26 protein-coding genes are annotated in these 24,909 nt (G+C 64.4%); 17 read left to right on the forward strand and 9 right to left on the reverse strand.

Going from position 1 to position 24,909, the window contains the following annotated elements; genetic code table 11:
- Window positions 1–88: 88 nt before the first annotated feature.
- Window positions 89–622: an invasion associated locus B family protein gene (locus tag IVA98_RS12015; protein ID WP_247307875.1), complete on the reverse strand. Its 534-nt coding sequence runs from the start codon at window positions 620–622 to the stop codon at window positions 89–91.
- A 448-nt stretch (window positions 623–1,070) separates the two neighbouring features.
- Here IVA98_RS12015 and coxB point away from each other — a divergent pair, with 448 nt between their 5' ends.
- From coxB to IVA98_RS12060, 9 genes are all read left to right on the forward strand, one after another.
- The gene (gene coxB / locus IVA98_RS12020; RefSeq protein WP_247307877.1) at window positions 1,071–1,910 is read left to right on the forward strand and encodes a cytochrome c oxidase subunit II; all 840 of its coding nucleotides are present in this window, start codon (window positions 1,071–1,073) and stop codon (window positions 1,908–1,910) included.
- A gap of 87 nt (window positions 1,911–1,997) precedes the next feature.
- A complete protein-coding gene (ctaD, locus tag IVA98_RS12025; RefSeq protein ID WP_247281764.1) occupies window positions 1,998–3,614 on the forward strand; it encodes a cytochrome c oxidase subunit I in 1,617 nt (538 codons plus the stop codon).
- Window positions 3,615–3,675: 61 nt separating this feature from the next.
- On the forward strand, window positions 3,676–4,620 hold the full coding sequence (locus tag IVA98_RS12030) for a heme o synthase (protein WP_247335307.1): 945 nt from the start codon (window positions 3,676–3,678) through the stop codon (window positions 4,618–4,620).
- Window positions 4,621–4,627: 7 nt separating this feature from the next.
- Complete coding sequence (locus IVA98_RS12035; protein WP_018644977.1) at window positions 4,628–4,792, forward strand: cytochrome c oxidase system small membrane protein; 165 nt, start codon at window positions 4,628–4,630, stop codon at window positions 4,790–4,792.
- A 5-nt stretch (window positions 4,793–4,797) separates the two neighbouring features.
- Window positions 4,798–5,442 (forward strand): cytochrome c oxidase assembly protein, encoded by a 645-nt coding sequence (locus IVA98_RS12040; RefSeq protein ID WP_247307881.1) that lies wholly within the window; start codon window positions 4,798–4,800, stop codon window positions 5,440–5,442.
- Window positions 5,443–5,521: 79 nt separating this feature from the next.
- The gene (locus IVA98_RS12045) at window positions 5,522–6,418 is read left to right on the forward strand and encodes a cytochrome c oxidase subunit 3 (RefSeq protein ID WP_247281760.1); all 897 of its coding nucleotides are present in this window, start codon (window positions 5,522–5,524) and stop codon (window positions 6,416–6,418) included.
- Window positions 6,419–6,517: 99 nt separating this feature from the next.
- A complete protein-coding gene (locus IVA98_RS12050) occupies window positions 6,518–6,919 on the forward strand; it encodes a DUF983 domain-containing protein (RefSeq protein WP_247307906.1) in 402 nt (133 codons plus the stop codon).
- Window positions 6,916–7,677 (forward strand): SURF1 family protein, encoded by a 762-nt coding sequence (locus IVA98_RS12055; protein WP_247307909.1) that lies wholly within the window; start codon window positions 6,916–6,918, stop codon window positions 7,675–7,677. Before IVA98_RS12050 ends, IVA98_RS12055 begins: the two co-directional genes overlap by 4 nt.
- Window positions 7,678–7,782: 105 nt before the next feature.
- Window positions 7,783–8,148, forward strand: coding sequence for a nuclear transport factor 2 family protein (locus IVA98_RS12060; RefSeq protein ID WP_247307911.1), 366 nt, complete (start codon window positions 7,783–7,785; stop codon window positions 8,146–8,148).
- A gap of 54 nt (window positions 8,149–8,202) precedes the next feature.
- On the opposite strand, the gene IVA98_RS12065 is transcribed toward IVA98_RS12060, so the two are convergent.
- Window positions 8,203–9,537 carry a histidine kinase gene (locus IVA98_RS12065; RefSeq protein WP_247307914.1) on the reverse strand — a complete coding sequence of 445 codons (1,335 nt, stop codon included), beginning with the start codon at window positions 9,535–9,537 and terminating at the stop codon, window positions 8,203–8,205.
- A gap of 87 nt (window positions 9,538–9,624) precedes the next feature.
- Between IVA98_RS12065 and IVA98_RS12070 the strand changes: the two genes are divergently transcribed.
- The 5 genes from IVA98_RS12070 (at window position 9,625) to IVA98_RS12090 (ending at window position 14,945) form a co-directional block, all read left to right on the forward strand.
- Window positions 9,625–10,269, forward strand: coding sequence for a response regulator transcription factor (locus IVA98_RS12070; protein ID WP_247307918.1), 645 nt, complete (start codon window positions 9,625–9,627; stop codon window positions 10,267–10,269).
- Between the two features lie 546 nt (window positions 10,270–10,815).
- Entirely contained in the window at window positions 10,816–12,234 is a 1,419-nt protein-coding gene (gene thrC / locus IVA98_RS12075) for a threonine synthase (RefSeq protein ID WP_247307919.1), read from the forward strand.
- The gene (locus IVA98_RS12080; RefSeq protein ID WP_247281753.1) at window positions 12,231–13,520 is read left to right on the forward strand and encodes a M16 family metallopeptidase; all 1,290 of its coding nucleotides are present in this window, start codon (window positions 12,231–12,233) and stop codon (window positions 13,518–13,520) included. Before thrC ends, IVA98_RS12080 begins: the two co-directional genes overlap by 4 nt.
- A gap of 40 nt (window positions 13,521–13,560) precedes the next feature.
- Window positions 13,561–14,148 (forward strand): GNAT family N-acetyltransferase, encoded by a 588-nt coding sequence (locus tag IVA98_RS12085; protein ID WP_247281752.1) that lies wholly within the window; start codon window positions 13,561–13,563, stop codon window positions 14,146–14,148.
- A 146-nt stretch (window positions 14,149–14,294) separates the two neighbouring features.
- Entirely contained in the window at window positions 14,295–14,945 is a 651-nt protein-coding gene (locus IVA98_RS12090; protein WP_247307942.1) for a hypothetical protein, read from the forward strand.
- 213 nt (window positions 14,946–15,158) lie between these two features.
- Here IVA98_RS12090 and IVA98_RS12095 read toward each other — a convergent pair whose 3' ends face one another.
- The 5 genes from IVA98_RS12095 to IVA98_RS12115 all read right to left on the reverse strand — a co-directional run bounded on the left by IVA98_RS12095 (window position 15,159) and on the right by IVA98_RS12115 (window position 17,797).
- Window positions 15,159–15,644 (reverse strand): F0F1 ATP synthase subunit B family protein, encoded by a 486-nt coding sequence (locus IVA98_RS12095; RefSeq protein WP_247335304.1) that lies wholly within the window; start codon window positions 15,642–15,644, stop codon window positions 15,159–15,161.
- A gap of 5 nt (window positions 15,645–15,649) precedes the next feature.
- Window positions 15,650–16,213, reverse strand: coding sequence for a F0F1 ATP synthase subunit B (locus IVA98_RS12100; protein WP_247307948.1), 564 nt, complete (start codon window positions 16,211–16,213; stop codon window positions 15,650–15,652).
- A 66-nt stretch (window positions 16,214–16,279) separates the two neighbouring features.
- Window positions 16,280–16,510 carry a F0F1 ATP synthase subunit C gene (locus IVA98_RS12105; protein WP_007599451.1) on the reverse strand — a complete coding sequence of 77 codons (231 nt, stop codon included), beginning with the start codon at window positions 16,508–16,510 and terminating at the stop codon, window positions 16,280–16,282.
- A 52-nt stretch (window positions 16,511–16,562) separates the two neighbouring features.
- Complete coding sequence (locus IVA98_RS12110; RefSeq protein ID WP_247307951.1) at window positions 16,563–17,312, reverse strand: F0F1 ATP synthase subunit A; 750 nt, start codon at window positions 17,310–17,312, stop codon at window positions 16,563–16,565.
- 110 nt (window positions 17,313–17,422) lie between these two features.
- Window positions 17,423–17,797: an AtpZ/AtpI family protein gene (locus IVA98_RS12115; protein WP_247281747.1), complete on the reverse strand. Its 375-nt coding sequence runs from the start codon at window positions 17,795–17,797 to the stop codon at window positions 17,423–17,425.
- A gap of 358 nt (window positions 17,798–18,155) precedes the next feature.
- Between IVA98_RS12115 and IVA98_RS12120 the strand changes: the two genes are divergently transcribed.
- Window positions 18,156–18,677, forward strand: a complete 522-nt coding sequence (locus tag IVA98_RS12120) for a hypothetical protein (RefSeq protein ID WP_247307956.1) — start codon at window positions 18,156–18,158, stop codon at window positions 18,675–18,677.
- Between the two features lie 145 nt (window positions 18,678–18,822).
- On the forward strand, window positions 18,823–19,296 hold the full coding sequence (locus tag IVA98_RS12125; RefSeq protein ID WP_247307959.1) for a secondary thiamine-phosphate synthase enzyme YjbQ: 474 nt from the start codon (window positions 18,823–18,825) through the stop codon (window positions 19,294–19,296).
- A 61-nt stretch (window positions 19,297–19,357) separates the two neighbouring features.
- Here the strand turns inward: IVA98_RS12125 and IVA98_RS12130 are convergent, their stop codons facing one another.
- Window positions 19,358–20,983 carry an MFS transporter gene (locus IVA98_RS12130; protein WP_247281744.1) on the reverse strand — a complete coding sequence of 542 codons (1,626 nt, stop codon included), beginning with the start codon at window positions 20,981–20,983 and terminating at the stop codon, window positions 19,358–19,360.
- Window positions 20,984–21,322: 339 nt separating this feature from the next.
- Between IVA98_RS12130 and IVA98_RS12135 the strand changes: the two genes are divergently transcribed.
- Window positions 21,323–21,994, forward strand: a complete 672-nt coding sequence (locus IVA98_RS12135) for a response regulator (RefSeq protein WP_247307965.1) — start codon at window positions 21,323–21,325, stop codon at window positions 21,992–21,994.
- A gap of 29 nt (window positions 21,995–22,023) precedes the next feature.
- Here IVA98_RS12135 and IVA98_RS12140 read toward each other — a convergent pair whose 3' ends face one another.
- A complete protein-coding gene (locus IVA98_RS12140; RefSeq protein WP_247354885.1) occupies window positions 22,024–24,864 on the reverse strand; it encodes an ATP-binding protein in 2,841 nt (946 codons plus the stop codon).
- Window positions 24,865–24,909: the final 45 nt, after the last annotated feature.

The following is a 24,909-nucleotide window of genomic DNA, read 5'->3' on the forward strand; positions in this document are numbered from 1 at the left end:
TGGGGCAAGATAATGTTTTCGGAACGGTTCCGCGAGGGCACGAAGCCTCACATTACGGAAACAATAGGATCGCCCTCGATCTCACAGCTTACGGCAGCTTGTCATATCCCTCACCCAGCCCATTCAGGCTGAGCGGGAAGCCGATGCCCTCTTCCGGGGTCTCGAAGATGATGAAGGTGGCGGTCTTGGCGCCGCGGAGCTGACCCAGCAGCTTGTCGTCCATCACCACCTCGGCCACGCAGCCATTGGGCAGACATCTGACAAAACCGGCGCGGCCGACGTCCTGGTTGTCGAGCTTGAGGCCGAGGCCCGAGGGCAAGAGCACGCCGAGCGGGGCGACCACCCGCATCAGCCGGCTCTTCTGGTCGGCGGTCTTGAGCACGATCACGGTCAGTCCGGCATTGGAGCGGTCTTCCGCCACCACGCTCTGGATCAGGGCGCATTGCTCGGTCTGGGCGCCGGGCGGGGTGTCACAGCGGATCTGCCAATCGCCATGGACGGAGCGCACCGCGCCCTGCGCATGGGCCAGGCCGGGCAGCGCGAGGACGGCGACCGCCGCCAGCAGGGCGGCCAGCATCGTGGGCCCGCCAGCCTGCCTTGCCATGCTTCTCGAAAGCCCCATCGGGTCGGTCCCTCTGCTCGCCTGGTTCGCTCGCACCTGGCGGACTGATACGGGAATGACGGCGTCTTGAAGGCAATTCCCAAGCAAATATCGCGCCGCCGCGCGCCACCATCGCCCGCACGAATCAGGTTCCTGCGCGGCCGTCTGTCAGTGCCTACCGCGGGCAATCTCGCTGTCAAGCCGCAGCATACCGGGAAACGGTAATTTTGTCTGATGTTACTAGGAAATATCTTGCGGGTGATGCCTGGCAAATGAGGCCCAAGACTGCATTGCGATAGATCAAGAATTATGGTTTGAGAGGCTTGATTTCGGCGTTCTAGCGATCTGGCCCCAATTCCTCTTAGAGGTATTCTTGCGCGGCGGTTTGTCAGACGGGCGGATGGAATAAGCGTTTCCCGGAAATAGGGAAATGCACGTGGGGTGATTTCGTAAGGGGAGCGCGAACGGCATGAGGATGTCGATGGGCCGGATGGGCCGGCAGTTGCTGGGATTGGCCGTGGCGGGTCTGACGCTGGCGACGGGCGGTGTGGCATTCGCCGAGCTCGGGCAACCGGCGCCGTGGGAGTGGACGCTCCAGCAATCCGGCTCGCCGGTGATGGACAACATCGTCTGGTTCCACAACTTCCTGTTCGTGCTGATCACCCTGATCACGCTGTTCGTCCTGGCGCTGCTCGTGGTGGTGGTCGTCAAGTTCAATGCGAGGGCCAACCCGGTGCCGTCGCGGACCACCCACAACACGCTGATCGAGGTGGCCTGGACGCTCGTTCCGGTGCTGATCCTGGTCGGCATCTCGGTGCCGTCGTTCCGGCTGCTGTTCCTCGAGCTCGACGTGCCGAAGGCGGATCTGACGATCAAGGCGACCGGCAAGCAGTGGTATTGGTCGTATGCCTATCCTGATAACGGCAAGTTCGAGTTCGACTCGTTGATGGCCCAGGACAAGCAGCCCCGCCTGCTCGGCGTAGACAACGAGATGGTAGTGCCCGTCAACAAGGTGGTTCGGGTCCAGGTCACCGGCGCGGACGTCATCCACGCCTTCGCGCTGCCGGCTTTCGGCGTCAAGATCGACGCCATTCCAGGCCGGCTGAACGAGACCTGGTTCAAGGCGGCCAAGACCGGCATGTTCTACGGCCAGTGCTCGGAGCTGTGCGGCAAGGATCACGCCTTCATGCCGATCGCGATCCGCGTGGTCGACGACCAGGAGTTCGCCTCCTGGGTCGAGACGGCAAAGAAGAAATTCGCGAGCGGCGGCACCAGCACCTACGCCTCCGCGGCCGGCCCGACGCAGTAAGCGCCGGGCGGAAGCTCGAGGGACTGAAAGCGATATGAAGGGCGGGACCGCATACGGTCCGAATGGGACGCAAGGCAGGATTTGAATATGGCAACGAGCGCAGCGGCACATAGCGATCACGCGCATCATGACGAGCACGCCCATCCGACCGGATGGCGGCGCTACGTCTATTCGACCAACCACAAGGACATCGGCACGATGTACCTGATTTTCGCGGTCGTCGCCGGCGTCATCGGCGCCGCGATGTCGATCGCGATCCGGGCCGAGCTGATGTATCCGGGTGTGCAGATCTTTCACGAGACGCACACCTATAATGTGTTCGTGACCTCTCACGGCCTGATCATGATCTTCTTCATGGTCATGCCCGCGATGATCGGCGGGTTCGGCAATTGGTTCGTGCCGCTGATGATCGGCGCGCCCGACATGGCGTTCCCGCGCATGAACAACATCTCGTTCTGGCTGCTGCCGGCCTCCTTCGCGCTGCTGCTGATGTCGACCTTCGTCGAGGGCGAGCCGGGTGCCAACGGCGTCGGCGCCGGCTGGACCATGTATGCGCCGCTGTCGAGCTCCGGTCACCCCGGCCCCGCCGTCGACTTCGCGATCCTGTCGCTGCATCTGGCGGGCGCCTCGTCGATTCTCGGCGCCATCAATTTCATCACCACGATCTTCAACATGCGCGCACCGGGCATGACTCTGCACAAGATGCCACTGTTCGTGTGGTCGATCCTGGTGACAGTGTTCCTGCTGCTGTTATCGCTGCCGGTGCTCGCCGGTGCGATCACCATGCTGCTCACCGACCGCAATTTCCACACGACGTTCTTCGCGCCCGAGGGCGGCGGCGATCCCGTGCTGTTCCAGCACCTGTTCTGGTTCTTCGGTCACCCCGAGGTGTACATCCTGATCCTGCCCGGCTTCGGTATGATCAGCCAGATCGTCTCGACCTTCTCGCGCAAGCCCGTGTTCGGCTATCTCGGCATGGCCTACGCCATGGTCGCGATCGGCGGCATCGGCTTCGTGGTGTGGGCGCACCACATGTACACGGTGGGCATGTCCTCGGCGACGCAGGCCTATTTCGTCGCCGCCACCATGGTCATTGCGGTTCCGACCGGCGTGAAGATCTTCTCCTGGATCGCCACGATGTGGGGCGGCTCGATCGAATTCCGCGCGCCGATGATCTGGGCGGTAGGCTTCATCTTCCTGTTCACGGTTGGTGGCGTCACCGGCGTCGTGCTGGCGAACGCGGGCGTCGACCGCGTGCTCCAGGAGACCTATTACGTCGTCGCGCACTTCCACTACGTGCTGTCGCTCGGCGCCGTGTTCGCGATCTTTGCGGGCTGGTACTACTGGTTCCCGAAAATGTCGGGTTACATGTACAATGAGTGGCTGGCCAAGCTGCACTTCTGGGTGACCTTCATCGGCGTCAACCTGGTGTTCTTCCCGCAGCACTTCCTCGGCCTGTCGGGGATGCCGCGCCGCTACGTCGACTATCCCGACGCGTTCGCGGGCTGGAACCTGATCTCGTCCCTCGGCTCCTACATCTCCGGGTTCGGCGTGCTGATCTTCCTCTACTGCGTCCTCGACGCCTACATGAAGAAGGTGCCTGCCGGTAACAATCCCTGGGGTGCGGGCGCAACCACGCTGGAGTGGACGCTGCCCTCGCCGCCGCCATTCCACCAGTTCGAAGTGCTGCCTCGCGTGCAGTAAGCCATCGCCCGCGGCGCCCGTGACGGGCGCCGCGGCTCTTTCAGGAAGCGAGCTGAATTAAGTGTCCGTCCTCGACCACAATGCCGTCGACATCAATCCTCGCATCTCCGAAGCGGAGGTCGGCGATTACATCGCGCTGCTCAAGCCGCGCGTGATGTCGCTGGTGATCTTCACCGCGCTGGTCGGGATGGCGATGGCACCCGGGCATTTCCATCCCGTGCTGGCGATCACCTCGCTACTCTGCATCGCCGTCGGTGCCGGCGCCTCCGGCGCGCTCAACATGGCGCTCGAGGGCGACATCGACGCCAAGATGTCGCGCACGGCGAACCGGCCAATCCCGCGCGGCCGCGTCACCCGCCCCGAAGCGATGGCGTTCGGCATGACGCTCGCCTTCTTCTCGGTGATGACGCTCGGCATCCTCGTCAACTGGATCGCGGGCGCGCTGCTCGCCTTCACCATCTTCTTCTACGTCGTGATCTATACGATGGGTCTGAAGCGTTGGACCGCGCAGAACATCGTGATCGGCGGCGCTGCCGGCGCGCTGCCTCCGGTGGTGGCCTGGGCCGCCGTGACGGGCACGGTCGACGTCGAGCCACTGCTGCTGTTCGCCATCATCTTCTTCTGGACGCCGCCGCACTTCTGGGCGCTGGCGTTGTTCCGCTCCGACGATTATGCGCGCGCCGGCATTCCGATGCTACCCAACGTCGCCGGTCCCGATGCGACGCGGCTCCAGATCCTGCTCTACACGATCGTGCTGATCGCGGTCGCCGCCGCACCCTGGGCGCTCGGCTATTTCGACGCCGTCTACGGCATCGTTTCGCTGATCCTCGGCGCCGGCATGCTGGTGCTCGCCATCAACGTCTACATGCGTCGCGAGCGCAGCCAGTCGCTGCGTGCCACCCGCAAGCTGTTTGCATTCTCCATCCTTTATCTGTTTGCGCTGTTCGCCACCCTGCTGGCCCAGGTTGTATTCCGGGCGCTTGCTCCGATGGCATGGGGCGCATGAGGCGGGGATGGCCGACAAACCCGAGCCAGATGGAATCGTCCTCACCGAGGCGCAGAAGAAGAGCCGTCGTCAGCGCTCCATTGCCATTGCTTTGGCGCTCGGCGTGCTCGTGGTGCTGTTCTTCGCCGTCACCATGGTCAAGGGGCCGGCGGTTCTAGTGCGGCCGATGTAGGAAACATGGATCACGAGCCGACCATATCGCAGGATCAGAGCCGGACGGCGGGCAAGGGCCGCATCGGTGGTCTTGGCCGCGACGCGCTGGTCGCCTCGATCTGCGGCGGCGTAGTGGCGCTGATGGTGGGGGCATCCTACGCGGCGGTGCCGTTCTACAACTGGTTCTGCCGCGCCACCGGCTTCAACGGCACGACCCAGGTCGCGACCTCCGCACCGGCCACCGGCCCGATCGCCCGAAAGATCTCGGTGCGGTTCGATTCCAACGTCGCGCCGGGCCTGCCCTGGAAGTTCGAGCCCGAGCAGAGCGAGATCGAGGTCAATATCGGTCAGGTGACGACGGTCTACTACACCGTGACGAACCAGGCCGCGCGCACCACCGCGGGCCAAGCCGCCTATAACGTCGCGCCGCTGACGGTTGGGTCATATTTCCAGAAGATCAACTGCTTCTGCTTCACCGAGCAGACCATGGCGCCCGGCGAGAAGCGGGAGATGCCGGTCGTGTTCTATGTCGATCCGTCGATTGCCGAGGATCGCGAGAACGACGGGCTGAACACGATCACGCTGTCCTACACGTTCTATCCGGTGAAGGATCCCGTGGTGAAGCCGCTGGCATCGGGTGACGACGACAAACGCAAGGGAAATCTCTGATCGCCGGGCGCACGCTCGGGGGATTGGACGCAAGGGGATAAGTGCCTGACAGGCACGGGATTGAGGAGAGAGACCGCAAATGGCAACGGCGCACACCAAGCATCACGACTACCATCTGGTCGATCCCTCTCCCTGGCCGGCCGTCGGTTCGCTGTCGGCCTTCATCATGGCGGTTGGCGCGATCGCCTGGATGCACCACATGTTCTCGGCTGCGCCGATCGTGTTCGGTGTGGGCACCGTCGGCGTGCTCTACACCATGGCGAGCTGGTGGGGCGACGTGATCAAGGAAGCCCAGTACAAGGGCGACCACACCCGCGTCGTGCAGCTCCATCACCGCTACGGCATGATCCTGTTCATCGCCTCCGAGGTGATGTTCTTCGTGGCCTGGTTCTGGGCCTATTTCAACGCCGCGCTGTTCCCGGCTGACGCCGTCCATGCCACGCGTGATGCGGTGTTCGGCTGCGGCCTTGGCACGCAGGCCGGCGCCTGCTCCGTTCCCGGCACCTGGCCGCCGAAGGGCATCGAGACCTTCGATCCCTGGCATCTGCCGCTCCTGAACACGTTGATCCTGCTCACCTCCGGCACCACGGTAACCTGGGCGCACCATGCGCTGCTCGAGAATGACCGCCAGGGTCTGAAATACGGCCTGATCCTCACCGTCGTGCTGGGTGCGCTCTTCACCTGCGTGCAGGCCTATGAGTACAGCCACGCGGCGTTCTCGTTCGGCGGCAACGTCTATGGTGCGACCTTCTTCATGGCGACCGGCTTCCATGGCTTCCACGTGCTGGTCGGCACCATCTTCCTGCTGGTCTGCCTGTTTCGCGCCTATGCCGGCCACTTCACGCCGACCCAGCATCTCGGCTTCGAGTTCGCCGCCTGGTACTGGCACTTCGTCGACGTGGTCTGGCTGTTCCTGTTCCTTTGCATCTATGTCTGGGGACACGGCGCCGAGACCATGGCTCACGGCGCGCACTGAGCTGCGAGGCAGATGATTCAGAAAGGGCGGCCGCAGGGCCGCCCTTTCGCTTTCCGGCCGCCGGAAGCCTTGGCCGAAACTGTGATAGAGTTTGCCATCATGAACGACATCGCCGGCCCATCGGAGTCTCAAACCACGGTCCTGCAAAGCGCGCTGCGCGGGCTCGCCTGCAAATGTCCGCGCTGCGGCGAGGGCAAGCTCTATGCGGGCTTCCTGACACTCGCGCCTCGCTGCGAGCGCTGCGGTCTCGACTATGCTTTCATCGATACCGGTGACGGTCCGGCGATCTTCATCATCATGCTGGCCGGCGCGATCGTGGTCGGCTGCGCGCTCGTCGTCGAGGTCAAGTATCAGCCGCCGTTCTGGCTGCACGCGGTGCTCTGGCTGCCGCTGATTCTCGCCACCACGCTTTTGCCGCTGCGCGCGATGAAGTCGCTGCTGATCGCGCTGCAATTCCACCACAAGGCGGCGCCGGGCCGACTCATCGACCGCGCGAAATGAACCGGACCGTGCGCAAGCCTCGCGTGGCCGGCTTTGCGCTGTTCACGCTGCTCCTGACGGCAGTGTTCGTCGGGCTTGGCTTCTGGCAATTGCAGCGCCGGACAGCCAAGCACGAGCTGATCGCTGCTCTCACCGAACGGCTTGCGACCGCGCCGGTCGCGCTGCCGGCGCCCGCGCAATGGGCGGCGCTCAATCGCGCGCGCGACGAATTCCGCCGCGTCAGCTTCTCTGCAACTTACGTCCCGCTGCCCGATGCGATGGTCTATTCCTCCGGCTCGGCCGTGCGCAAGGACGCCTCCGGTCCCGGCACCTGGGCGTTCCTGCCGGCGCGGCTTCCGAGCGGCGAGATGGTCGTGATCGATGCCGGCTTCGTCGAGAACACGATGCAGGATCGCGGCGTCGAGGATCGCGCGGTGAAGCAGCTCGTCACGGGCCAGCCGGTCGTGCTCACCGGCTATCTCAGGTTCCCGGAAGCACCGGGCTGGCTGACACCTGCGGAGAACCGCGAGAAGCGGCTCTGGTTCGTGCGCGATCATCTGGCAATCGCGAGCGCGCTCGGCTGGGGAACGGTTGCGCCGTTCTATGTCGACCTCGAGCAGCCGGTGCCCGAGAACGGCGTTCCACGTCCCGGTCCGCTCGACGTGCATCTGAAAGACGATCACCTGCAATACGCGATCACCTGGTTCACGCTCGCGGGCGCCCTGCTGATCGCCTTCGCGGTGTGGGCGAGGGGGCGGCAAGACCGAACTCATCCGTAGATCAACCGAGGGAACCCGGTATCGTCCGGGCTTTACCGTTCAGCGCACATTCACGAGTGTGGTCCTAAGCCGCCACTGGTGTCCGCGGCAGAACAGGATTGCAGCGTGAGCGATTTCGACCAGATGGGAATTGTCGTTGACTGGGTAGATGCCTGCCGCAAGGGCGACCTCGCGGCGCTGCTCGATCTATATGCGGACGACGCCGAGCTTGAATGTATCTGCAACGGAACGCAGCGCCATCGCGGCCGAAGCGAGCTCGAAAGCTATTGGAGGCCGCGACTTGGCGCCTTGTCGTCGGCGGGCTTCAGGCTGGAAGAGATCGATCCAGTGTCCAACGGCGTCGATCTCGAATATTCCATCGCTGGCGCGCTGCGCATTCGCGCCTCGTTTCGCTTCAGCACGGAAGGCAAGATCCGCAGCACGCTGTGCGAGCCGGCGCGACAGAACGCGCATGTTGGCTGCGCGTGCTAGCTAGGGCATGATCCGGAAAAGTGTGTAGCGGTTTTCCGAAAAGATCATGCTCAGCTAGACCGGCGCCTCCCGGGTTGGCGCAGCCGGAAGACGGCATCGGACATAGGTTCGTTCATTCGCGCGCAGCAGTGACAGCGATCCGCTGAGCGCGCGAACGCGCTCATGCATGCCGGTCAGGCCCCGGCCAAAGACGTTGTCGGCGGGAAAGCCGCCGCCATCGTCGGAGATCTCGATGACGAGCGTCTCACCGGTGATGGTCGTCTGCACATGGGCGTTGCTCGCTTTGGCATGGCGCAGCACGTTGGTCAGCGCCTCCTGGATCAACCGATAGACGGTCCGCGCCAGCGGCCCGTCTAGTCCGTTGAGGCCGGGGTCAATCGTGTCCGTCAGACCGATATGCGGTGCCTGCTTGCGAAAGTTTTGAAGCAGTGTCTGGACGCTGCTTGCGAGGCCCAGTTCCTCAACATAGAGCGGCCGCAGCCGGTCGAGAATACGGCGGTTGGCCTGCTGGAGCGCCTCGACCGATTGCAGCACCTCCTGCACCGAATTGCCGAGATTTCCCACGGCAGGCGCGGCCTCGATCAGCGCGACCGCGCCGGCGCGGATGCCGAACAGAAGCGGGCCGAGTTCGTCGTGCAATTCGCGGGCGAGGTCGCGCCGCTCATCGTCCTGAAGCGACACCAGCCGATGCAACAGGTCGCGATTGTCCTGGCTTAGTTGCGCCAACGTCCCCGCCAGCGCGTTCGCCGCCGCGCAGCTCTGCCGGATCTCCGGCGGCCCTGCCACCGGGATCGGCTTTGTGTAGTCGCCGCGTCGCATCCGCGTCAGTCCTTCGCCGAGCTGTTGTAGGGGGCGTAGCGCCGACGCCGCCAGGACGTAGGCGATGGTTCCGGTAAGCGCCATCAGCCCGGCGATCAGGCCGGTGAGCGCGAGGAAGCCGATCCATTTCTCGAACAGCTCGGCGGACAGGTCGGGCACGAAGACGATATCGCCGACACGCTCGCCGTCGATCGTCACCGGGGATGCCGCGTCCATCTCGGGGATGGTGATCAGGTCGATGAACCATTGCGGCACGCTATGCGGCGTGCGCGGGTCGTCCTTCGGGGAGCGCGCGGGACCCGCTTCCACGGAACGGAATTGGATATCAGAGGAGGTGTCCAACGATTGGACAAACGCATCGAGCGTCCGCCGTGGATTGTCGGAAGCGCGCAGCGTGTTGTTGAGCGCGGTGGCGATGGCCCGGGTCGAACGCCGGCCCGGCTCATTCTCCTCAACGAGCTGGCCCCCTGCGAAGGTCTGAAGCAGCACGCCGCCCAGGATCAGTGCCGCGAGAAGGCTCGCGCCGAGCGGAAGAAACAGTTGCGTCCTGAACGAGAGTCGTTGCCACATTAGGTCAATTCTAACGTGTTTTGACGGAATTCTCTCTTTCCATTTGTTCCCGCCGGTCTATGAGTCGAGAAAGCAAGTGAGCCTGCGATGCAAGATACCGCCAAGCCGGCAACCAAGGTCCTGATCGTCGACGACCACCCTGTGGTGCTGTCCGGTTGCCGCACCCTGTTCGCGTCCGACCAGTCGATCCGTATCGACGAGGCGAACGATGCCAAATCCGGGCACCGCGCCTATGTCAGCAAGCGGCCCGATGTTACCGTGATCGACATCAGCCTGCCTGATGTCTCGGGCTTCGAGCTGATGCGACGCATTCGGAAGGACGATCCGGACGCCAAGATCATCATGTTCAGCATGAATGATGATCCGGCCTTCGTGGTGCGGGCGGTCGAGCTTGGGGCCCAGGGCTATGTCTCCAAGGGTGACGATCCCAGGATACTGCTGAAAGCGGTGCGCAAAGTGGTCGCGGGCGACAATTTCATTTCTCCGCAGCTTGCGGAAGCCGTGACGTTTTCCGGTGCCGCAATCAAGGCCAATCCAGCCTCGCAGATGACGCCGCGGGAGCTCGAGATTCTTCGCCTGCTCGGACGCGGCGACAAAATCGTCGAGGTCGCCAAGGCGCTCGGCATCTCCTACAAGACCGTGGCGAACACGACGTCCCTGCTCAAGCAGAAGTTAGGGGCCAAGAACCATTCCGACCTGATCCGGATCGCAGTGGAAATCGGGATGAATTGACCTGTCGCCAACGACCGAACCGGCTGCTCCAGGAGGCAGCGGTTCGGTCGACGGATCGGCGTAGCCATCAGCCGGGCAATGCATGGGCGATGGCCGGCACCGTCCGCCGACCCAATCGGTCGCCACGGCATTCGTTCCCCAGGGCAGGCCAAAGGTTCGGGAAAAGACGGCAATATCACGCAAGTCATTGCTCATATCCGCGAAAGAAGGCCCTGAGCACGGCGGGAAAAACAGGAACATTTTCCGCCGCCTGCCGTTTTGGCTCTTGACGATTTGACGACAGCTGACGAAAGCTTGGGTGAACAGTTTAGCGGGTCGAACGACCCGACGAGGCAATCGGTCTGCACACAACGACAGACCTTCCAAGAGAAGGGCTGCGGCAATGCCGCAGCCCTTTTTCATTGGGCTGCGGGGCGAGCGGAAGCGGTTTCCCGATGCCGCAAAACACTTTATGGTGGCTCAACGCCTCTGGCTGTTAACAAGTAATTTCGTAAAATCAAAGGCTTAACGAGCGAGCTCAGACTCGGTTGGCCTTTGGAGGGCAGTTTGACTCGTTATATCTCGACCCGGGGCGAAGCCCCCGAACTCGGCTTCTGCGACGTGATGCTGACCGGGCTAGCCCGCGATGGCGGCCTGTACGTGCCGGCCGTTTGGCCGCAGCTTTCGGCGCAGACCATCGCCGGCTTCTTCGGCCGCGCCTATTGGGAGGTCGCGGTCGACGTGATTCGCCCCTTCGCGGGCGGCGAGATCACGGACGCCGAGCTTGGCCGCATGGCCAACGAGGCCTATGCCACCTTCCGCCATCCCGCGGTGGTGCCGCTGCGCCAGATGTCGCCGCACCAGTTCGTGCTCGAGCTGTTCCACGGCCCGACGCTCGCCTTCAAGGACGTGGCGATGCAGCTGATCTCGCGGCTGATGGACCATGTGCTCGCCAAGCGCGGCCAGCGCACCACCATCGTGGTCGCAACCTCCGGCGATACCGGCGGCGCCGCGGTCGAAGCCTTTGCGGGTCTGGAGAATGTCGACCTGATCGTGCTGTTCCCGCATGGCCGCATCTCCGAGGTCCAGCAGCGGATGATGACGACGACTGGTGCGGCCAATGTGCATGCGCTCGCCGTCGAAGGCACTTTCGACGACTGCCAGGCGCTCGTGAAGGGAATGTTCAACAACCATCGCTTTCGCGATGCGACGTCGCTGTCCGGCGTCAACTCGATCAACTGGGCGCGTATCGTCGCCCAGGTGGTCTACTATTTCACGTCGGCCGTTGCCGTCGGTGCACCGGCGCGCGCGGTGGATTTCGTCGTGCCGACCGGCAATTTCGGCGACATCTTTGCCGGCTACGTCGCCAAACGCATGGGGCTGTCGGTGCGCACGCTGCACATCGCCGCCAACGTCAACGACATCCTGGCCCGCACGCTCAAGACCGGGATCTACGAGGTGCGCGAAGTGCACGCCACGGCCTCGCCGTCGATGGACATCCAGATCTCCTCGAATTTCGAGCGGCTGCTGTTCGAGGCCGGCCGGCGCGATGCGGCGGGCGTGCGCCGCCTGATGGATTCACTGAAGCAGTCGGGGCGTTTCGTGCTGCCCGATGCCACGCTGGCCGCGATCCGCGAGGTGTTCGACGCAGGCCGTGCCGACGAGACCGAAACCGCGGCCGCAATCCGCGCCGCCTGGCGCGAGGCGGGCGAGCTGGTCGATCCCCATACCGCGGTGGCGCTGGCGGTCGCGGACCGCGACACCACCGACACGACGGTCCCGAGCATCGTGCTCTCTACGGCCCATCCGGCCAAATTCCCCGACGCGGTCGAGGCGGCCTGCGGCCAGCGGCCGCAACTGCCCGCCTGGCTCGACGGATTGATGACTAAATCCGAACACGTGAAGGTGATGAAGAACGATCAGGCCGAGGTCGAGCGGTTCGTGCTGTCGATCAGCCGCGCCGCAAAGCAAGGAGTTGCCGGATGAGCGTCGAGATTTCCAAGCTTGCTTCCGGCCTCACCGTCGTCACCGACAAAATGCCACATCTCGAGACTGCGGCGCTCGGCGTCTGGGCCGGGGTCGGCGGGCGCGACGAGAAGCCGAACGAGCATGGCATCTCGCATCTCCTGGAGCACATGGCGTTCAAGGGTACGACCAAGCGCTCCTCGCGCGAGATCGTCGAGGAGATCGAGGCGGTCGGCGGTGATCTCAATGCCGGCACCTCGACCGAGACCACGTCCTACTACGCGCGGGTGCTGAAGGCCGACGTGCCGCTCGCGCTCGACGTGCTCGCCGACATTCTCGCCAATCCTGCCTTCGAGCCGGACGAGCTGGAGCGCGAGAAGAACGTCATCGTGCAGGAGATCGGGGCTGCGCAGGACACACCCGACGACGTCGTGTTCGAGCATCTCAACGAGCTCTGCTATCCCGACCAGCCGATGGGTCGCTCGCTGCTCGGCACCGCCAAGACGCTGCGCGGCTTCAACCGCGACATGCTCCGCGGCTATCTGTCGACGCATTATCGCGGGCCCGACATGGTGGTGGCCGCCGCCGGCGCGGTCGATCACAAGCAGGTGGTCGCCGAGGTCGAGCAGCGCTTCGCGAGCTTCGAGGCGACACCGGGACCGAAGCCGCAATCCGCCCAGTTCGGCAAGGGCGGCGCCAAGGTGGTCCACCGCGAGCTCGAGCAGGCGCATCTGACGTTGGCGCTCGAAGGGGTGCCGCAGACCGACCTCTCGCTGTTCTCGCTCCAGGTCTTCACCAACATTCTCGGCGGTGGGATGTCGTCGCGGCTGTTCCAGGAGGTGCGCGAGAAGCGCGGCCTCTGCTACTCCATCTACAGCTTCCACGCGCCCTACACCGACACCGGCTTCTTCGGCCTCTACACCGGCACCGATCCCGCCGACGCGCCGGAGATGATGGAGGTCGTGGTCGATGTCATGAATGATTCGGTGGAGACCCTGACCGAGGCCGAGATCGCGCGTGCCAAGGCGCAGATGAAGGCGGGCCTGCTGATGGCATTGGAGAGCTGCTCCTCCCGCGCCGAACAGCTCGCCCGGCATGTGCTGGCTTATGGCCGGCCGCAGACGGTGCAGGAGCTGGTGGCCCGGATCGACGCCGTCAGCGTCGAATCGACCCGGGATGCCGCGCGTGCGCTGCTTTCGCGCAGCCGCCCTGCGGTTGTTGCATTGGGCAGTGGCAGGGGTCTGGACACCGCGGTATCTTTTGCGGAAGGATTGACGCGGGCGCGTGCCAAGGCGCGGCTGCATTAAGAGCCGTCGCCCAGGGGCGCCCGCTCCGGGAAGCATCACCATGGCCCTGTTCCGCCTGCCATCCAGTGGACCCGCCGCCCTCGCGCCGCGCGGCAACGGGCTGTTGCTGCGCGCCCCGCAGATGTCGGACTTCCTGCAATGGGCTCACTTGCGCGAAAGTAGCCGCGACTACCTCACCCCCTGGGAGCCGATCTGGCCGTCGGACGATCTCACCCGGTCCGGCTTTCGCCGCCGCTTGCGCCGCTATTCCGAGGACATTGCCGCGGACCGGTCCTATCCCTTTCTGATCTTCCGCGAACTCGACGGCGCCATGGTCGGCGGCATCACGCTGGCCAATGTCCGGCGCGGCATCGTGCAGGCCGGCACCATCGGCTACTGGGTTGGGCAGCCCTACGCCCATCGCGGCTACATGACCGCTGCGCTGCGGGTGCTGCTGCCGACGCTGTTCGGCGAGCTCAACCTGCACCGCGTCGAGGCCGCCTGCATCCCCACCAATGCACCATCGATCCGGGTGCTGGAGAAGTGCGGCTTCTCGCGGGAGGGGCTGGCGCGCCGCTATCTCTGCATCAACGGGATCTGGCAGGACCACCTGCTGTTCGGCCTGCTGCATGAGGATTTTCGCGGTTGAGCCGCCACGTCCTGCGGCCAAAGTCTTGATCGTCTCGCCTTGTTTGCTGCCGTAATTTGCCTGCCTTGGGTTCGCCGATTTTGGCGATATAACGGCGCGGGCTGGCCAGCGATCGGCCGGAGTGCTGTCATGGAGTATGGGTGTTGATGGTGAAGGAGCTTCGGTCGTCGCGAAATGCGTTGCGGCGGGGGACGGTGGTAGCTTTGACGTTGTCGGTTGCGCTCGCGTCTGTCTCGCCGGTGGCGGCCCAGTCCTTGAGCGACCGCTTCAAGAGCCTGTTCGGCGGCAAGTCCGACGAACCGGCCCAGCCCAAGCCGCCGCCCGCGCCCGGCCAGCCGGCCGACGACGACGTTGATTGCCCGCAGGTCACGGTGCGCGCCGGCGCCTCGACTTATGCGGTCGGCGCGAGCGGCAAGCAGGCTGTCGGCAACGACATCCGCTTCCAGGCCACAATCACCAAGATGGCGCGCGAATGCGCCCGGAGCGGCGGCGATATCACCGCGCGGATCGGAATCCAGGGCCGTGTCATCGCCGGTCCCGCCGGCGCGCCTGCGACGGTCGAGGTCCCCTTGCGTGTTGCCGTGGTGCAGGGCGGCGTCGGCGAGAAGGTGATCGCCTCAAAGGCCTACCGGACCACGGTCGAGATGTCGGAGGGCGGCAGCGTGCCCTTCACGTTCGTGGCCGAAGATCTGGCCTACCCGATGCCCTCGGCCGCGGCCGCCGATTCCTACATCTTCTATGTCGGCTTCGACCCGCAGGCGCTCGCGCCCGAGCCGAAGGGACGGAAGAAGAAGTAGGGTTCAAGGTCGGCTGTCACTACAATTACGGCTGTCATCACCCGCAAAGGCGGGCGATCCAGTATTCCAGAGAGGTGAGTGATCTATCGAGAGGTCGCGGCGTACTGGTTGCCTCGCCTGCGCGGGGCATGACACCGGACTTGTGGCTATAGATCGGCCAACAAAAAAGCCGGCGCTCATCGCGCCGGCTTTTGAGTGGTGAAGGCAGAGTTCTCAGTTCAGCTTCTGCCGGACTTCGTTGATGCCCCTGGCGAGCAGGTCGTCGGCGACCTGGCCCTTGACCGACTGCGACAGGATCGTGGAAGCGGCCTGAACGGCGGCTTCCGCGGCTGCGGCTCGGACATCGGCCAGCGCCTGGGCCTCGGCGAGCGCGATCTTGCTCTCCGCGGTCTTGGTCCGGCGGGCGACGAAGTCTTCCATCTTCGCCTTGGCGTCGGCTGCGATTCGCTCGGCTTCGGCCCTGGCATTGGCGATGATGTCGGCAGCCTCGCGCTCGGCCATGGCGCTGCGCGCCTTGTAGTCGGCGAGCACCTTGGCCGCCTCCTGCTTGAGGCGCGCCGCGTCGTCGAGCTCGGCCTTGATGCGATCGGCGCGATGGTCAAGCGCGGTCATCGCCGTCTTGAAGATCCCGAGATAGCCGAACACGACCATCAGGATCACGAAGGCGACGGCGACCCAAAATTCAGGTTCGAAGAACATCTCAACTAACCCTTCAAGGACGCGTCGACCGCGGCATTGACCGACGCTGCATCGGGAACGACGCCCGTGAGCTGCTGCACGATCTGGCCTGCCGCATCCGCCGCGATGCCGCGGACGTTGCTCATGGCGGCGGCGCGGGTCGAGGCGATGGTCTTCTCCGCCCCGGCCAGCTTGGCCGCCAATTGCTCTTCCAGCGCCTTGCGCTCGGCATCCGCCTGCGCATTCGCCTTGTCGCGGGATTCGTTGCCGATCGCCTGTGCCCGCATGCGCGCCGAAGCGAGCTCGCTTTCATAGGCCTTCAGCGCCGCGTCGGACTGGTCCCTCAGCTTCTGCGCTTCGGCGAGGTCGCCCTCGATTTTGTTCTGCCGCGCCTCAATCACACCGCCGACGCGCGGCAGAGCGAGCTTGGACACGATCACGTAAAGCAGGACGAAGAAGATCGCGAGCGACACCAGCTGCGAAGCAAAGCTGCTGCTCTCGAACGGCGGAAAACCGCCACCGTGGTGACCACCGTCAGCCTCGGTGTGAGCGCTCGCCGGACCTTTCGCGCCGCCATGACTCTCAGCCATGGAGTTCTCCTGTTGCTGTCACGCGCGCCGTCCCAGAGGCTGGAACGGCGCGAAAAAACGTCGTTCTCAGAGCGGAACGAACAGCAGCAGCAGCGCGATCAGCAGCGAGAAGATGCCGAGCGCTTCGGTCACGGCGAAGCCGAAGATCAGGTTACCGAACTGGCCCTGAGCCGCCGACGGATTGCGAACGGCTGCGGCGAGGTAATTGCCGAAGATCACGCCCACGCCGACGCCCGCACCGCCCATGCCGATGCACGCGATGCCCGCGCCGATAAGTTTTGCTGCTGCCGGATCCATTTTAGTCTCCTTGGAAGAAAGATGGGTTGTGGGTGGAAATTCCCCGGACCGCTCAGTGTCCTGGATGAATGGCGTCGTTGAGATAGATGCAGGTCAGGATCGCGAACACATAGGCCTGAAGGAACGCGACCAGGATCTCGAGCGAGGTCAGCGCGACCGTGAGCGCCAGCGGCAGCACGCCGCCGACCCAGCCGAGGGCGCCGAGCGAGAAGCCGAGCATGGCGACGAAGCCGGCGAACACCTTCAGCGCGATGTGGCCGGCCAACATGTTGGCGAAGAGGCGGACGCTGTGGGAGACCGGCCGCAGGAAGAACGACAGGACCTCGATGAACATGACCAGCGGCAGGATGTAGATGGGGACGCCGTGGGGAACGAAAATCTTGAAGAATTTCAGGCCGTTCTTGTAGAGGCCGTAGATCAGGACGGTGAAGAACACCAGGAGCGCGAGCGCCGCGGTGACGATCAGGTGGCTCGACACCGTGAAGGTGTAGGGGATGATGCCCACCAGATTCGAGACGCAGATGAACATGAACAGCGAGAAGATCAGCGGGAAGAACTTCATGCCTTCCGCGCCGGCCGTCGAACGGATGGTCGAGGCGACGAATTCGTAGGAGATTTCAGCGACGGACTGGAGGCGTCCGGGAACCAGCTGCGTGCCGCTGGCGAGCATCAGGATCGAGATGATCGCGACCGCCACCAGCATGTAAAGCGACGAATTGGTGAAGGCGATCGTATGATTGCCGATATGGCCCAGGGTGAAGAGAGGCTCGATGTTGAACTGGTGGATCGGGTCGATTTTCATCAGCGCGGCATCTCTTGGTCTGCCGGCAATGCCGGCGGGTCTCGGTCTGCCGGCCGGGCCGGCCCGTACCGGCAAAGCCGGCACGATCATTCCTCTGCTGGGCGGATCGCTTAAGAACCACCGCGCCTGTTTTGACCCGCGCCCGCCGTTCTCACCACATTCACCACGCCGGCGACGAAGCCCAGCAGCAGGAACACGATAAATCCGAAAGGCGACGTCGACAGCAAGCGGTCGAACCCCCAGCCAATCCCCGCTCCGACAACGACGCCGGCGATCAACTCCGAGGATAACCGGAAACCAAGCGCCATCGCCGAGGCTCTGGCCGCTCCGTCTTCACCGTCACCTGCGGGTTGCTCGGTCTTGCTCCGCCGGTCCCGAAGTTCGGACAAGCGTTGATCAAGATTTCCGAGCCGTTCGGAAAGCGCAGCTTCCTCGGACGATCTATCGCGATCTCCATTCCCGCCGTGCTCCGTGCCCTGTGTCATGCAACGAAGACCCGAAACGCCGCGGCTGAATGGAAATTACGCCCGCCACCCTCAAAAGCCGCGCGGACCATACTGATGGCCTATTATCAAGTCAAGCCAAGTCACGATTGCGTCGCTTTCCGTTATGTGTCTGATTTCTTTGCTGATATTGGCGCGCACAGCAGTGCTGCACACAGCGTGACGCCGCACCGCAGCAGCTCTCCGCATGATCGACGAATGCAGCCGCCATTTCGCCGCGCTGCCGGGATCAAGGGACGGTCGCGGTCGTTGATATCGGTGGTGCGTTTTGGGCGGCGGATTGCCTCGGCGGGGTGTAGAATTGCGAAAGTGCCACCTGCACGTCGTGGCGGAGCGCAAGATGAGACCTGTGACGTCATCCACAACATCATGGTTTGCGGTAGCGACGTTCGCCGTGGTGATGGTCGTCAGCGGCGGCTTCGTCGCCGCGCAATCCGCTCCTGACAGCGAAAACGGCCGCTACAGCATGACGCCGATCCCGGAGGGCGTGTTGCGGCTCGACACCCGCACCGGCACCATGTCGACCTGCACCAAGAACGGCGCCGGCTGGGCCTGCTACGCCTTGCCGGACGAACGGGCCGCGCTCGATACCGAAATCGGCCGGCTTCAGGCCGAAGTCGAGAAGCTGAAGGGCCAGCTCGCGGCTGGGCCGACCGTATCGGGCAAGGTCGACGAGCCGCTGCCGAAATCCGATCCGCTCAAGAAGGCGGAGCCGAAGGCCGCCGAGGGCGAGCGCAAGATCGAGATCCCGCTGCCGAGCGACCAGGATGTCGACCGCGTGATGTCGTTCCTGGAAAGGGCCTGGCGCCGGCTGATCGACATGGCCAACCGCGTGCAGAAGGACGTGTCGGGGAAGATTTGATTCGGCTCCTTCGAGGTCGTCCTGAAGCCGTGCCGCAGCCTCTCTGTTTTTCTCGACGCGAATTGCCACTTTTCGCCATCACGAGCATTCGGGGTAATGGGTCCTGGCTTTCGCCGGCCTTCGCCAGGACGACGAGAGGCTCTTGATGACATCAGGCAAATCCGTAACGCGTTCGGCGCCATCATTCGTGCAAACCACCACGCTCGCATCGTCGCTGCTCACCGTGCAGACGCCCGGCCGCGGCTTCACCGATCTGACCAGCGAGGCAGCCAGGTTCATCGCCGAAGCGCACGCGCGTGAGGGCGCGCTGACATTGTTCATCCGCCACACCTCGGCCTCGCTGACGATTCAGGAGAACGCCGATCCGTCCGTGCTCGTCGATCTCACCACGGCGCTGTCCCGGCTTGCACCGGAGAATGCCGGGTGGACGCATGACACCGAGGGGCCGGACGACATGCCGGCGCACGTCAAGACGATGCTGACGGGGACCTCGCTTCAGGTGCCAGTCCTGAAAGGCAAGCTCGCGCTCGGCACCTGGCAGGCGATCTACCTGATCGAACATCGCAGCCGGCCGCATCGGCGCGAGATCGTGCTGCAATTCGTCGGCAGCCATCAGTAGGGACAAAACAAAACCGGCCGCGGAGACAGCGGCCGGTTCGTGTTGTCGACTGTGCTTTCGATCAGGTCGCCTTGATATCGACGTCCTTGGTCTCGGGCAGGAACAGGAAGCCGATCACCACGGTGATGGACGCGAAGATGACCGGATACCAGAGACCTGCATAGATATCGCCCGTCGAGGCCACGATGGCGAAGGCGGTCGCAGGCAGGAGGCCGCCGAACCAGCCGTTGCCGATGTGGTAGGGCAGCGACATCGAGGTGTAGCGGATGCGGGTCGGGAATAGTTCGACCAGCATCGCCGCGATCGGGCCGTACACCATGGTGACGAACACCACCAGAATGAACAACAGCCCGACGACTGCCGCCACCTGCGGGCGGAAGATGTCGAACGGGTGCGCCATCTTCACGATACCCGCATCGCCCGCCTTCGGGTAACCGGCGGCCTGCACGGCGGCGAGGACGGCCGGGTTGCTGTCCTTGGCGTTCGTGTACGGAACCTCCTTGCCGTTCACCATGACCTTCACGCCGGAGCCGGCCGGGCCTGGTGTGGTCGAGTACTTGACCGACGACTGCGACAGGAAGGCGCGTGCGGTGTCGCAAGGCGCGGTGAAGACGCGGGTGCCGACCGGGTTGAACAGGTCGCCGCAGCCTTTTGGATCTGCCACCACCTCGACCTTGGTCTGCTCGATGGCCTTTTCCAGCGCCGGATTGGCGTTGGTGGTGATCATCTTGAAGATGGGGAAGAAGGTCAGCGCCGCGATCAGGCAGCCGCCGAGGATAATCGGCTTGCGGCCGATCTTGTCGGAGAGGATGCCGAACACGATGAAGAAGCCGGTACCGAGCAGCAGCGACCAGGCGATCAGGAGGTTGGCGGTGTAGCCGTCGACCTTCAGGATCGATTGCAGGAAGAACAGCGCATAGAATTGGCCGGTGTACCAGACCACGCCCTGGCCCATCACGCCGCCGAGCAGGGCGAGCAGCACGAGCTTGCCGTTCTGCCAGTTGCCGAAGGCCTCCGTCAGCGGCGCCTTCGAGCTCTTCCCCTCGTCCTTCATCTTCTGGAAGATCGGCGACTCATTGAGACGCAGCCGGATCCAGACCGAGATGCCAAGCAGCAGCACGGAGACCAGGAACGGGATGCGCCAGCCCCAGGCCGCAAAATCGGCTTCGCCGGTCGCGGTACGGGTGAACAGGATCACCAGCAGCGACAGGAACAGGCCGAGCGTCGCCGTGGTCTGGATGAAGGAGGTGTAGTAGCCGCGCTTGCCGTTCGGGGCGTGCTCCGCGACATAAGTCGCCGCACCGCCATACTCGCCGCCGAGCGCCAGACCCTGGGCGAGGCGCAGCGCGATCAGGATGATCGGAGCCGCGATGCCGATGGTCGCCGCGTTGGGCAGCAGGCCGACGATGAAGGTCGACAGACCCATGATCAGGATGGTGACGAGGAAGGTGTATTTGCGGCCGACGATGTCGCCGATGCGGCCGAACACGATCGCGCCGAACGGGCGCACCAGGAAGCCGGCGGCGAAGGCCAGCAGCGCGAAGATGTCGCGGGTTGCGGGCGGATAGGCCGAGAAGAACTGGGCGCCGATGATGCTCGCCAACGAACCGTAGAGGTAGAAGTCGTACCATTCGAAGACGGTACCGAGCGAGGAGGCGAGAATGACGAACCGTTCGTCCTTCGTCATCCCTCCCGCGCCCGTCTGAGACACTGCCATTGTCGACATGTTGAGTCGCTCCCCGAAATGCGTTTCCTCGCGCCCCAGATGCCCGGACGTGCCGGATCAATCCAGGTCTTGCTTGCAAGGTAACATCGGCGTGAAACCCGCCCCAATACGACTTTCGGCTTTGCGCACTGACCCGCGCCTGACGCTCCGGTCTCGGGCGCCGGTGCGCAACCGTAAAGGCTGGGATTAACCCCTTTGCGACAAAGGGATAATGTGCACTTGCATGCCATGGCCGCTCGGGGAAGAATTGACCGCCGCGGCGTTGACACGCCTCCCGCCGCGAACGACAGCAAGAGAACGATGAACGCTCCCTCAACCCATCTCGTCATTGCCGATGATCATCCGCTGTTCCGCGACGCGCTGCGGCAGGCGGTGGCGGGCGTCCTGACTTCGGCCAGGATCGACGAGGCCGGATCGTTTGAGGAGCTGACCAAGCTGCTGGAACAGGCCTCCGACGTGGATCTGGTCCTACTCGACCTCTCGATGCCTGGGATCTCCGGCTTTTCCGGCCTTATCTATCTACGGGCGCAATACCCGGCGATTCCGGTCGTGATCGTCTCGGCTTCCGACGACAGCGCCACGATTCGCCGCTCGCTCGATTTTGGCGCCTCCGGCTTCATCCCCAAGCGTTTCGGCGTCGAGACGCTGCGCGACGCCATTCTCAAGGTGATGGAGGGCGACGTCTGGGTTCCCGCGGACACCGATCTGTCGGCCGCCGCCGACCCCGACATGACGCGCCTGCGCGACCGTCTGGTGACGCTGACGCCGCAACAGGTCCGGGTCCTGATGATGCTGTCGGAGGGCCTCCTCAACAAGCAGATCGCCTATGAGCTCGGCGTCTCCGAGGCCACCATCAAGGCGCACGTCTCGGCCATCCTGCAAAAGCTCGGGGTCGAGAGCCGCACTCAAGCCGTCATCGCCGCCGCGAAGATCGCCGGTGGCCAGTGGAAGCAGGGCACGCCGACGGGGTGAAGCGTCCCCGGGGGTGCGCACAGTCCGGCCTACATCATCGCCAGCAGCCTGTTAGCGGCGGTGATATCCGTCGTCTCGGAGCCCTTGGCGAAGCCATCGAGCGCTGATTGAAGCAGGCGTTTCGCGTGCTCTCGCCGGCCCCGTTCCGCAAGGATCTCGGCGAGATCGATGGCCGCCCGCAGCTCCCAGGCTTTTGCACCTCTGTGGCGGCTCAAATCCAGCGACTGCATGAAATGGGCTTCTGCTTGCTCAGCGTTGGGCTCTGGCAGCGACAACAGGACTCTGCCCTTCATGCGCAGCAGCTCAGGCATGTAGAGGTGGTCGCCGCCTCGCTCGACAAGGCGAATCGCCTCGTCGACCAGGCGCGCACCCTGCTCGATCTGTCCGATTGCCAAGAAGCCCTGAACCATCGCGGCGTTGAAGGTCGTAGTGAGCAGCTCGTAGCGGGCATCGTGGAGCTCGTGCAGACAAGCCCTGATCGTCTCGAGGCCGTCAGCGGCGTTTCCCCGCCGGATTGCCAGCTCGCCTTTGACGCCGCGGCCGACCGCGAGATACGGGCCCATCGAGCGCGATTCGGCGTGTGCGATGAAGCGGTCGATGTTCGCTTCCGCGTCGTCGAGGTCTCCGTTCCAGAGGTCGATCGAAACCGCCCAGATCAGCGCGATGCAGAGCGTGATCGGATGATCCATTTGCGCGGCTTCGGTGACCGTCTGTCGCGCCAGCTGCTGCGCCTGCGCCGGCCGGCCCTGCAACCAAAGCTCTCGTGCAAGCGAAATGCCGGCCCGGTTGCGATGATCGAAGCCGTAGACCGTGCTGATCCGTTCCGTGCCTGGCCCCAGCCAGGCAGCCTCCAGCATGGTCAGCGCATCGTGATGCTCGCCGGCCAGATGCAGCGAGACGCCCAGAAGCGAATGGGCAAGTGCGGTCGAAGCCGCATCGCCGAGCGCCTCGGCAACGGTGAGGCTCTGCTGGGCGTAACGGAGTGCGGCATCGAACTCTCCCATCCGCTCGTGGAAGATATGCATGCGGCCGAGCAGTTGGAGCTGGTTGATCTCGTCGCAACGGCCCTCGGCGATCGCAAGGCTCCGGCTCAAGGCGGCGCGCGCCGCTTCGCTGCCGCCCCGCGTGAACATCAAGGTGAGGCCGAGGGCAGCCTGGATGTGCATTTCCTCGGCGCTACCGCGCGAGGAGGGATCGATCGCAAGCAGCGCCCGCTCCGACCAGCGCCGGCATTCGATCAAGAGCGACATTGCGAGGAAGATCGGTGCCGCCGCAGCGACGAGCGCCATGCCGATGCCGACGTTGCCGTCCGTGCCGAAGCACCAATCCAGCGCGGCGCGCACGTTGTGAAGTGCGGAGAGGTGGATCGCCCGTTCGTCGGCGCTCGGCACGGTGGCCCAGGTCGAGCCTGCCTGCTCCAGCCATTGCCGGTAGTAGGTGGCATGGCGTCCGGCGAGCCCCGCGTCGTTCGGCTCGATCTCGAGCAAATAGGCGCGCGTGGTGTCGAGCAGCCGGTAGCGCATCATGGCGCCAATCGGTCGCGGCGCCACCATGGACTTGGCGACGAGGCTGTCGATGGCGTCGAACAGGTGGGAGCGATCGACGCGTTCGTCCGGGACGACCTCGAGCGCCGCGTCGATGGTGAAGTGCCCGGCGAACACCGCAAGTCGGCGCAGCACCAGGCGCTCGGTGTCGGTCAGGAGCCCGTAGCTCCAGTCCAGGGTCGCCTGCAACGTCTTCTGCCGCGGCGGCGCGGTGCGCTGGCCCTGCCAGAGCAGATTGAGGCGTTCGTCTAGCAGCGTAGCCGTCTGCTCCAGGCCATAGGCCTCGACCCGGCCGGCAACGAGCTCGATCGCCAGGGCCATGCCGTCGAGCGTGCGGCAAATCCTTGCGATGATCGCGGCATTGGCATCGTCGAGCGCGATCTGCGCGCCGCTGGCCGTGGCACGTTCGAGGAAGAGTTGAAGTGCGGGATAGGTCCGCGCCGCAGCGACTGTTAGTCTTGAGCCATCCGGCGGAACAGCGAGCGGCGCCAATCGATAGACTTGCTCGCCCTCGACGCGTAGGGCTTCGCGGCTCGTGGCCAGGATATGGACATGCGGCGCGGCGTGGAAGATCTCCGCAGCCAGCGGGGCCACAGCAGCGATGACGTGCTCGCAATTGTCGAGGATCAGCAGCATCCTCTTGTTACCGAGGTGCGCGAGCAGCGGGGGTAAAGGATCGTCGGTCTGCGCCGGCAAGCCCAGCATCAGCAGGATCGAGGTGATCACGAGATCGGGATCGCTGAGCGCGGCAAGATCGACGAAGTGTGCGGCATCGGCGAAGGTCTCGAGCAGGTCATGAGCGATCGCGACCGCCACGGCCGTCTTGCCGACGCCGCCGGGACCGGCGATCGTGACGAAGCGCGAGGCGATGAGCTTGTCCGAGACGGCGGCGATCGCATCGTCGCGTCCGACCATCCGTTGCAGCCGGTTCGGCAGCTTCACCGGCGACAGGCCGCCTCGCGATGCCAGGCGCCGCTCTGCCGGGATGGCCGCCCGCGAGATCGGCGCCACAAAGCAATAACCGCGGCCGGAGAGCGTGGTGATGTAGCGTGCGCCGTCCCTGCCGTCGCCGAGCGCCTTGCGAAGGGCTGCGATTTGAAAGCGCAAACTGGCTTCTTCCACGGTCAGGCCGGGCCACACCAGCGCCATCAGATCCCACTTGCTGACGACCTCGTTCGGCCGCGACATCAGCGCGATGAGCAGGTCGAAGGCTTTCGCGCCGAGCGGCAGCGCGACGCCGTCGCGCGTCACCATCCTTGCGTGCGGTGTCACGGTGAATGGCCCGAACGATAGGGTTTTTGCCGCAGACCCGGCCGGTTCAGTCATGACGAATCCTGATGCTTTCCAATGGACCCGGTAGCAGATGGCTGC

The organism is Bradyrhizobium sp. 160, assembly GCF_023073735.1.
Taxonomy (GTDB): Bacteria; Pseudomonadota; Alphaproteobacteria; order Rhizobiales; family Xanthobacteraceae; genus Bradyrhizobium.

Excerpts from the sequence above, each read along its gene's own strand:
- IVA98_RS12015 (WP_247307875.1), bottom strand. The coding sequence starts at position 622 with ATGGGGCTTTCGAGAAGCATGGCAAGGCAGGCTGGCGGGCCCACGATG.
- coxB (WP_247307877.1), top strand. The coding sequence starts at position 1,071 with ATGAGGATGTCGATGGGCCGGATGGGCCGGCAGTTGCTGGGATTGGCC.
- ctaD (WP_247281764.1), top strand. The coding sequence starts at position 1,998 with ATGGCAACGAGCGCAGCGGCACATAGCGATCACGCGCATCATGACGAG.
- IVA98_RS12035 (WP_018644977.1), top strand. The coding sequence starts at position 4,628 with ATGGCCGACAAACCCGAGCCAGATGGAATCGTCCTCACCGAGGCGCAG.
- IVA98_RS12040 (WP_247307881.1), top strand. The coding sequence starts at position 4,798 with ATGGATCACGAGCCGACCATATCGCAGGATCAGAGCCGGACGGCGGGC.
- IVA98_RS12045 (WP_247281760.1), top strand. The coding sequence starts at position 5,522 with ATGGCAACGGCGCACACCAAGCATCACGACTACCATCTGGTCGATCCC.
- IVA98_RS12050 (WP_247307906.1), top strand. The coding sequence starts at position 6,518 with ATGAACGACATCGCCGGCCCATCGGAGTCTCAAACCACGGTCCTGCAA.
- IVA98_RS12055 (WP_247307909.1), top strand. The coding sequence starts at position 6,916 with ATGAACCGGACCGTGCGCAAGCCTCGCGTGGCCGGCTTTGCGCTGTTC.
- IVA98_RS12065 (WP_247307914.1), bottom strand. The coding sequence starts at position 9,537 with ATGTGGCAACGACTCTCGTTCAGGACGCAACTGTTTCTTCCGCTCGGC.
- IVA98_RS12070 (WP_247307918.1), top strand. The coding sequence starts at position 9,625 with ATGCAAGATACCGCCAAGCCGGCAACCAAGGTCCTGATCGTCGACGAC.
- IVA98_RS12080 (WP_247281753.1), top strand. The coding sequence starts at position 12,231 with ATGAGCGTCGAGATTTCCAAGCTTGCTTCCGGCCTCACCGTCGTCACC.
- IVA98_RS12085 (WP_247281752.1), top strand. The coding sequence starts at position 13,561 with ATGGCCCTGTTCCGCCTGCCATCCAGTGGACCCGCCGCCCTCGCGCCG.
- IVA98_RS12090 (WP_247307942.1), top strand. The coding sequence starts at position 14,295 with ATGGTGAAGGAGCTTCGGTCGTCGCGAAATGCGTTGCGGCGGGGGACG.
- IVA98_RS12095 (WP_247335304.1), bottom strand. The coding sequence starts at position 15,644 with ATGTTCTTCGAACCTGAATTTTGGGTCGCCGTCGCCTTCGTGATCCTG.
- IVA98_RS12100 (WP_247307948.1), bottom strand. The coding sequence starts at position 16,213 with ATGGCTGAGAGTCATGGCGGCGCGAAAGGTCCGGCGAGCGCTCACACC.
- IVA98_RS12105 (WP_007599451.1), bottom strand. The coding sequence starts at position 16,510 with ATGGATCCGGCAGCAGCAAAACTTATCGGCGCGGGCATCGCGTGCATC.
- IVA98_RS12110 (WP_247307951.1), bottom strand. The coding sequence starts at position 17,312 with ATGAAAATCGACCCGATCCACCAGTTCAACATCGAGCCTCTCTTCACC.
- IVA98_RS12115 (WP_247281747.1), bottom strand. The coding sequence starts at position 17,797 with ATGACACAGGGCACGGAGCACGGCGGGAATGGAGATCGCGATAGATCG.
- IVA98_RS12120 (WP_247307956.1), top strand. The coding sequence starts at position 18,156 with ATGAGACCTGTGACGTCATCCACAACATCATGGTTTGCGGTAGCGACG.
- IVA98_RS12125 (WP_247307959.1), top strand. The coding sequence starts at position 18,823 with ATGACATCAGGCAAATCCGTAACGCGTTCGGCGCCATCATTCGTGCAA.
- IVA98_RS12130 (WP_247281744.1), bottom strand. The coding sequence starts at position 20,983 with ATGACGAAGGACGAACGGTTCGTCATTCTCGCCTCCTCGCTCGGTACC.
- IVA98_RS12135 (WP_247307965.1), top strand. The coding sequence starts at position 21,323 with ATGAACGCTCCCTCAACCCATCTCGTCATTGCCGATGATCATCCGCTG.
- IVA98_RS12140 (WP_247354885.1), bottom strand. The coding sequence starts at position 24,864 with ATGACTGAACCGGCCGGGTCTGCGGCAAAAACCCTATCGTTCGGGCCA.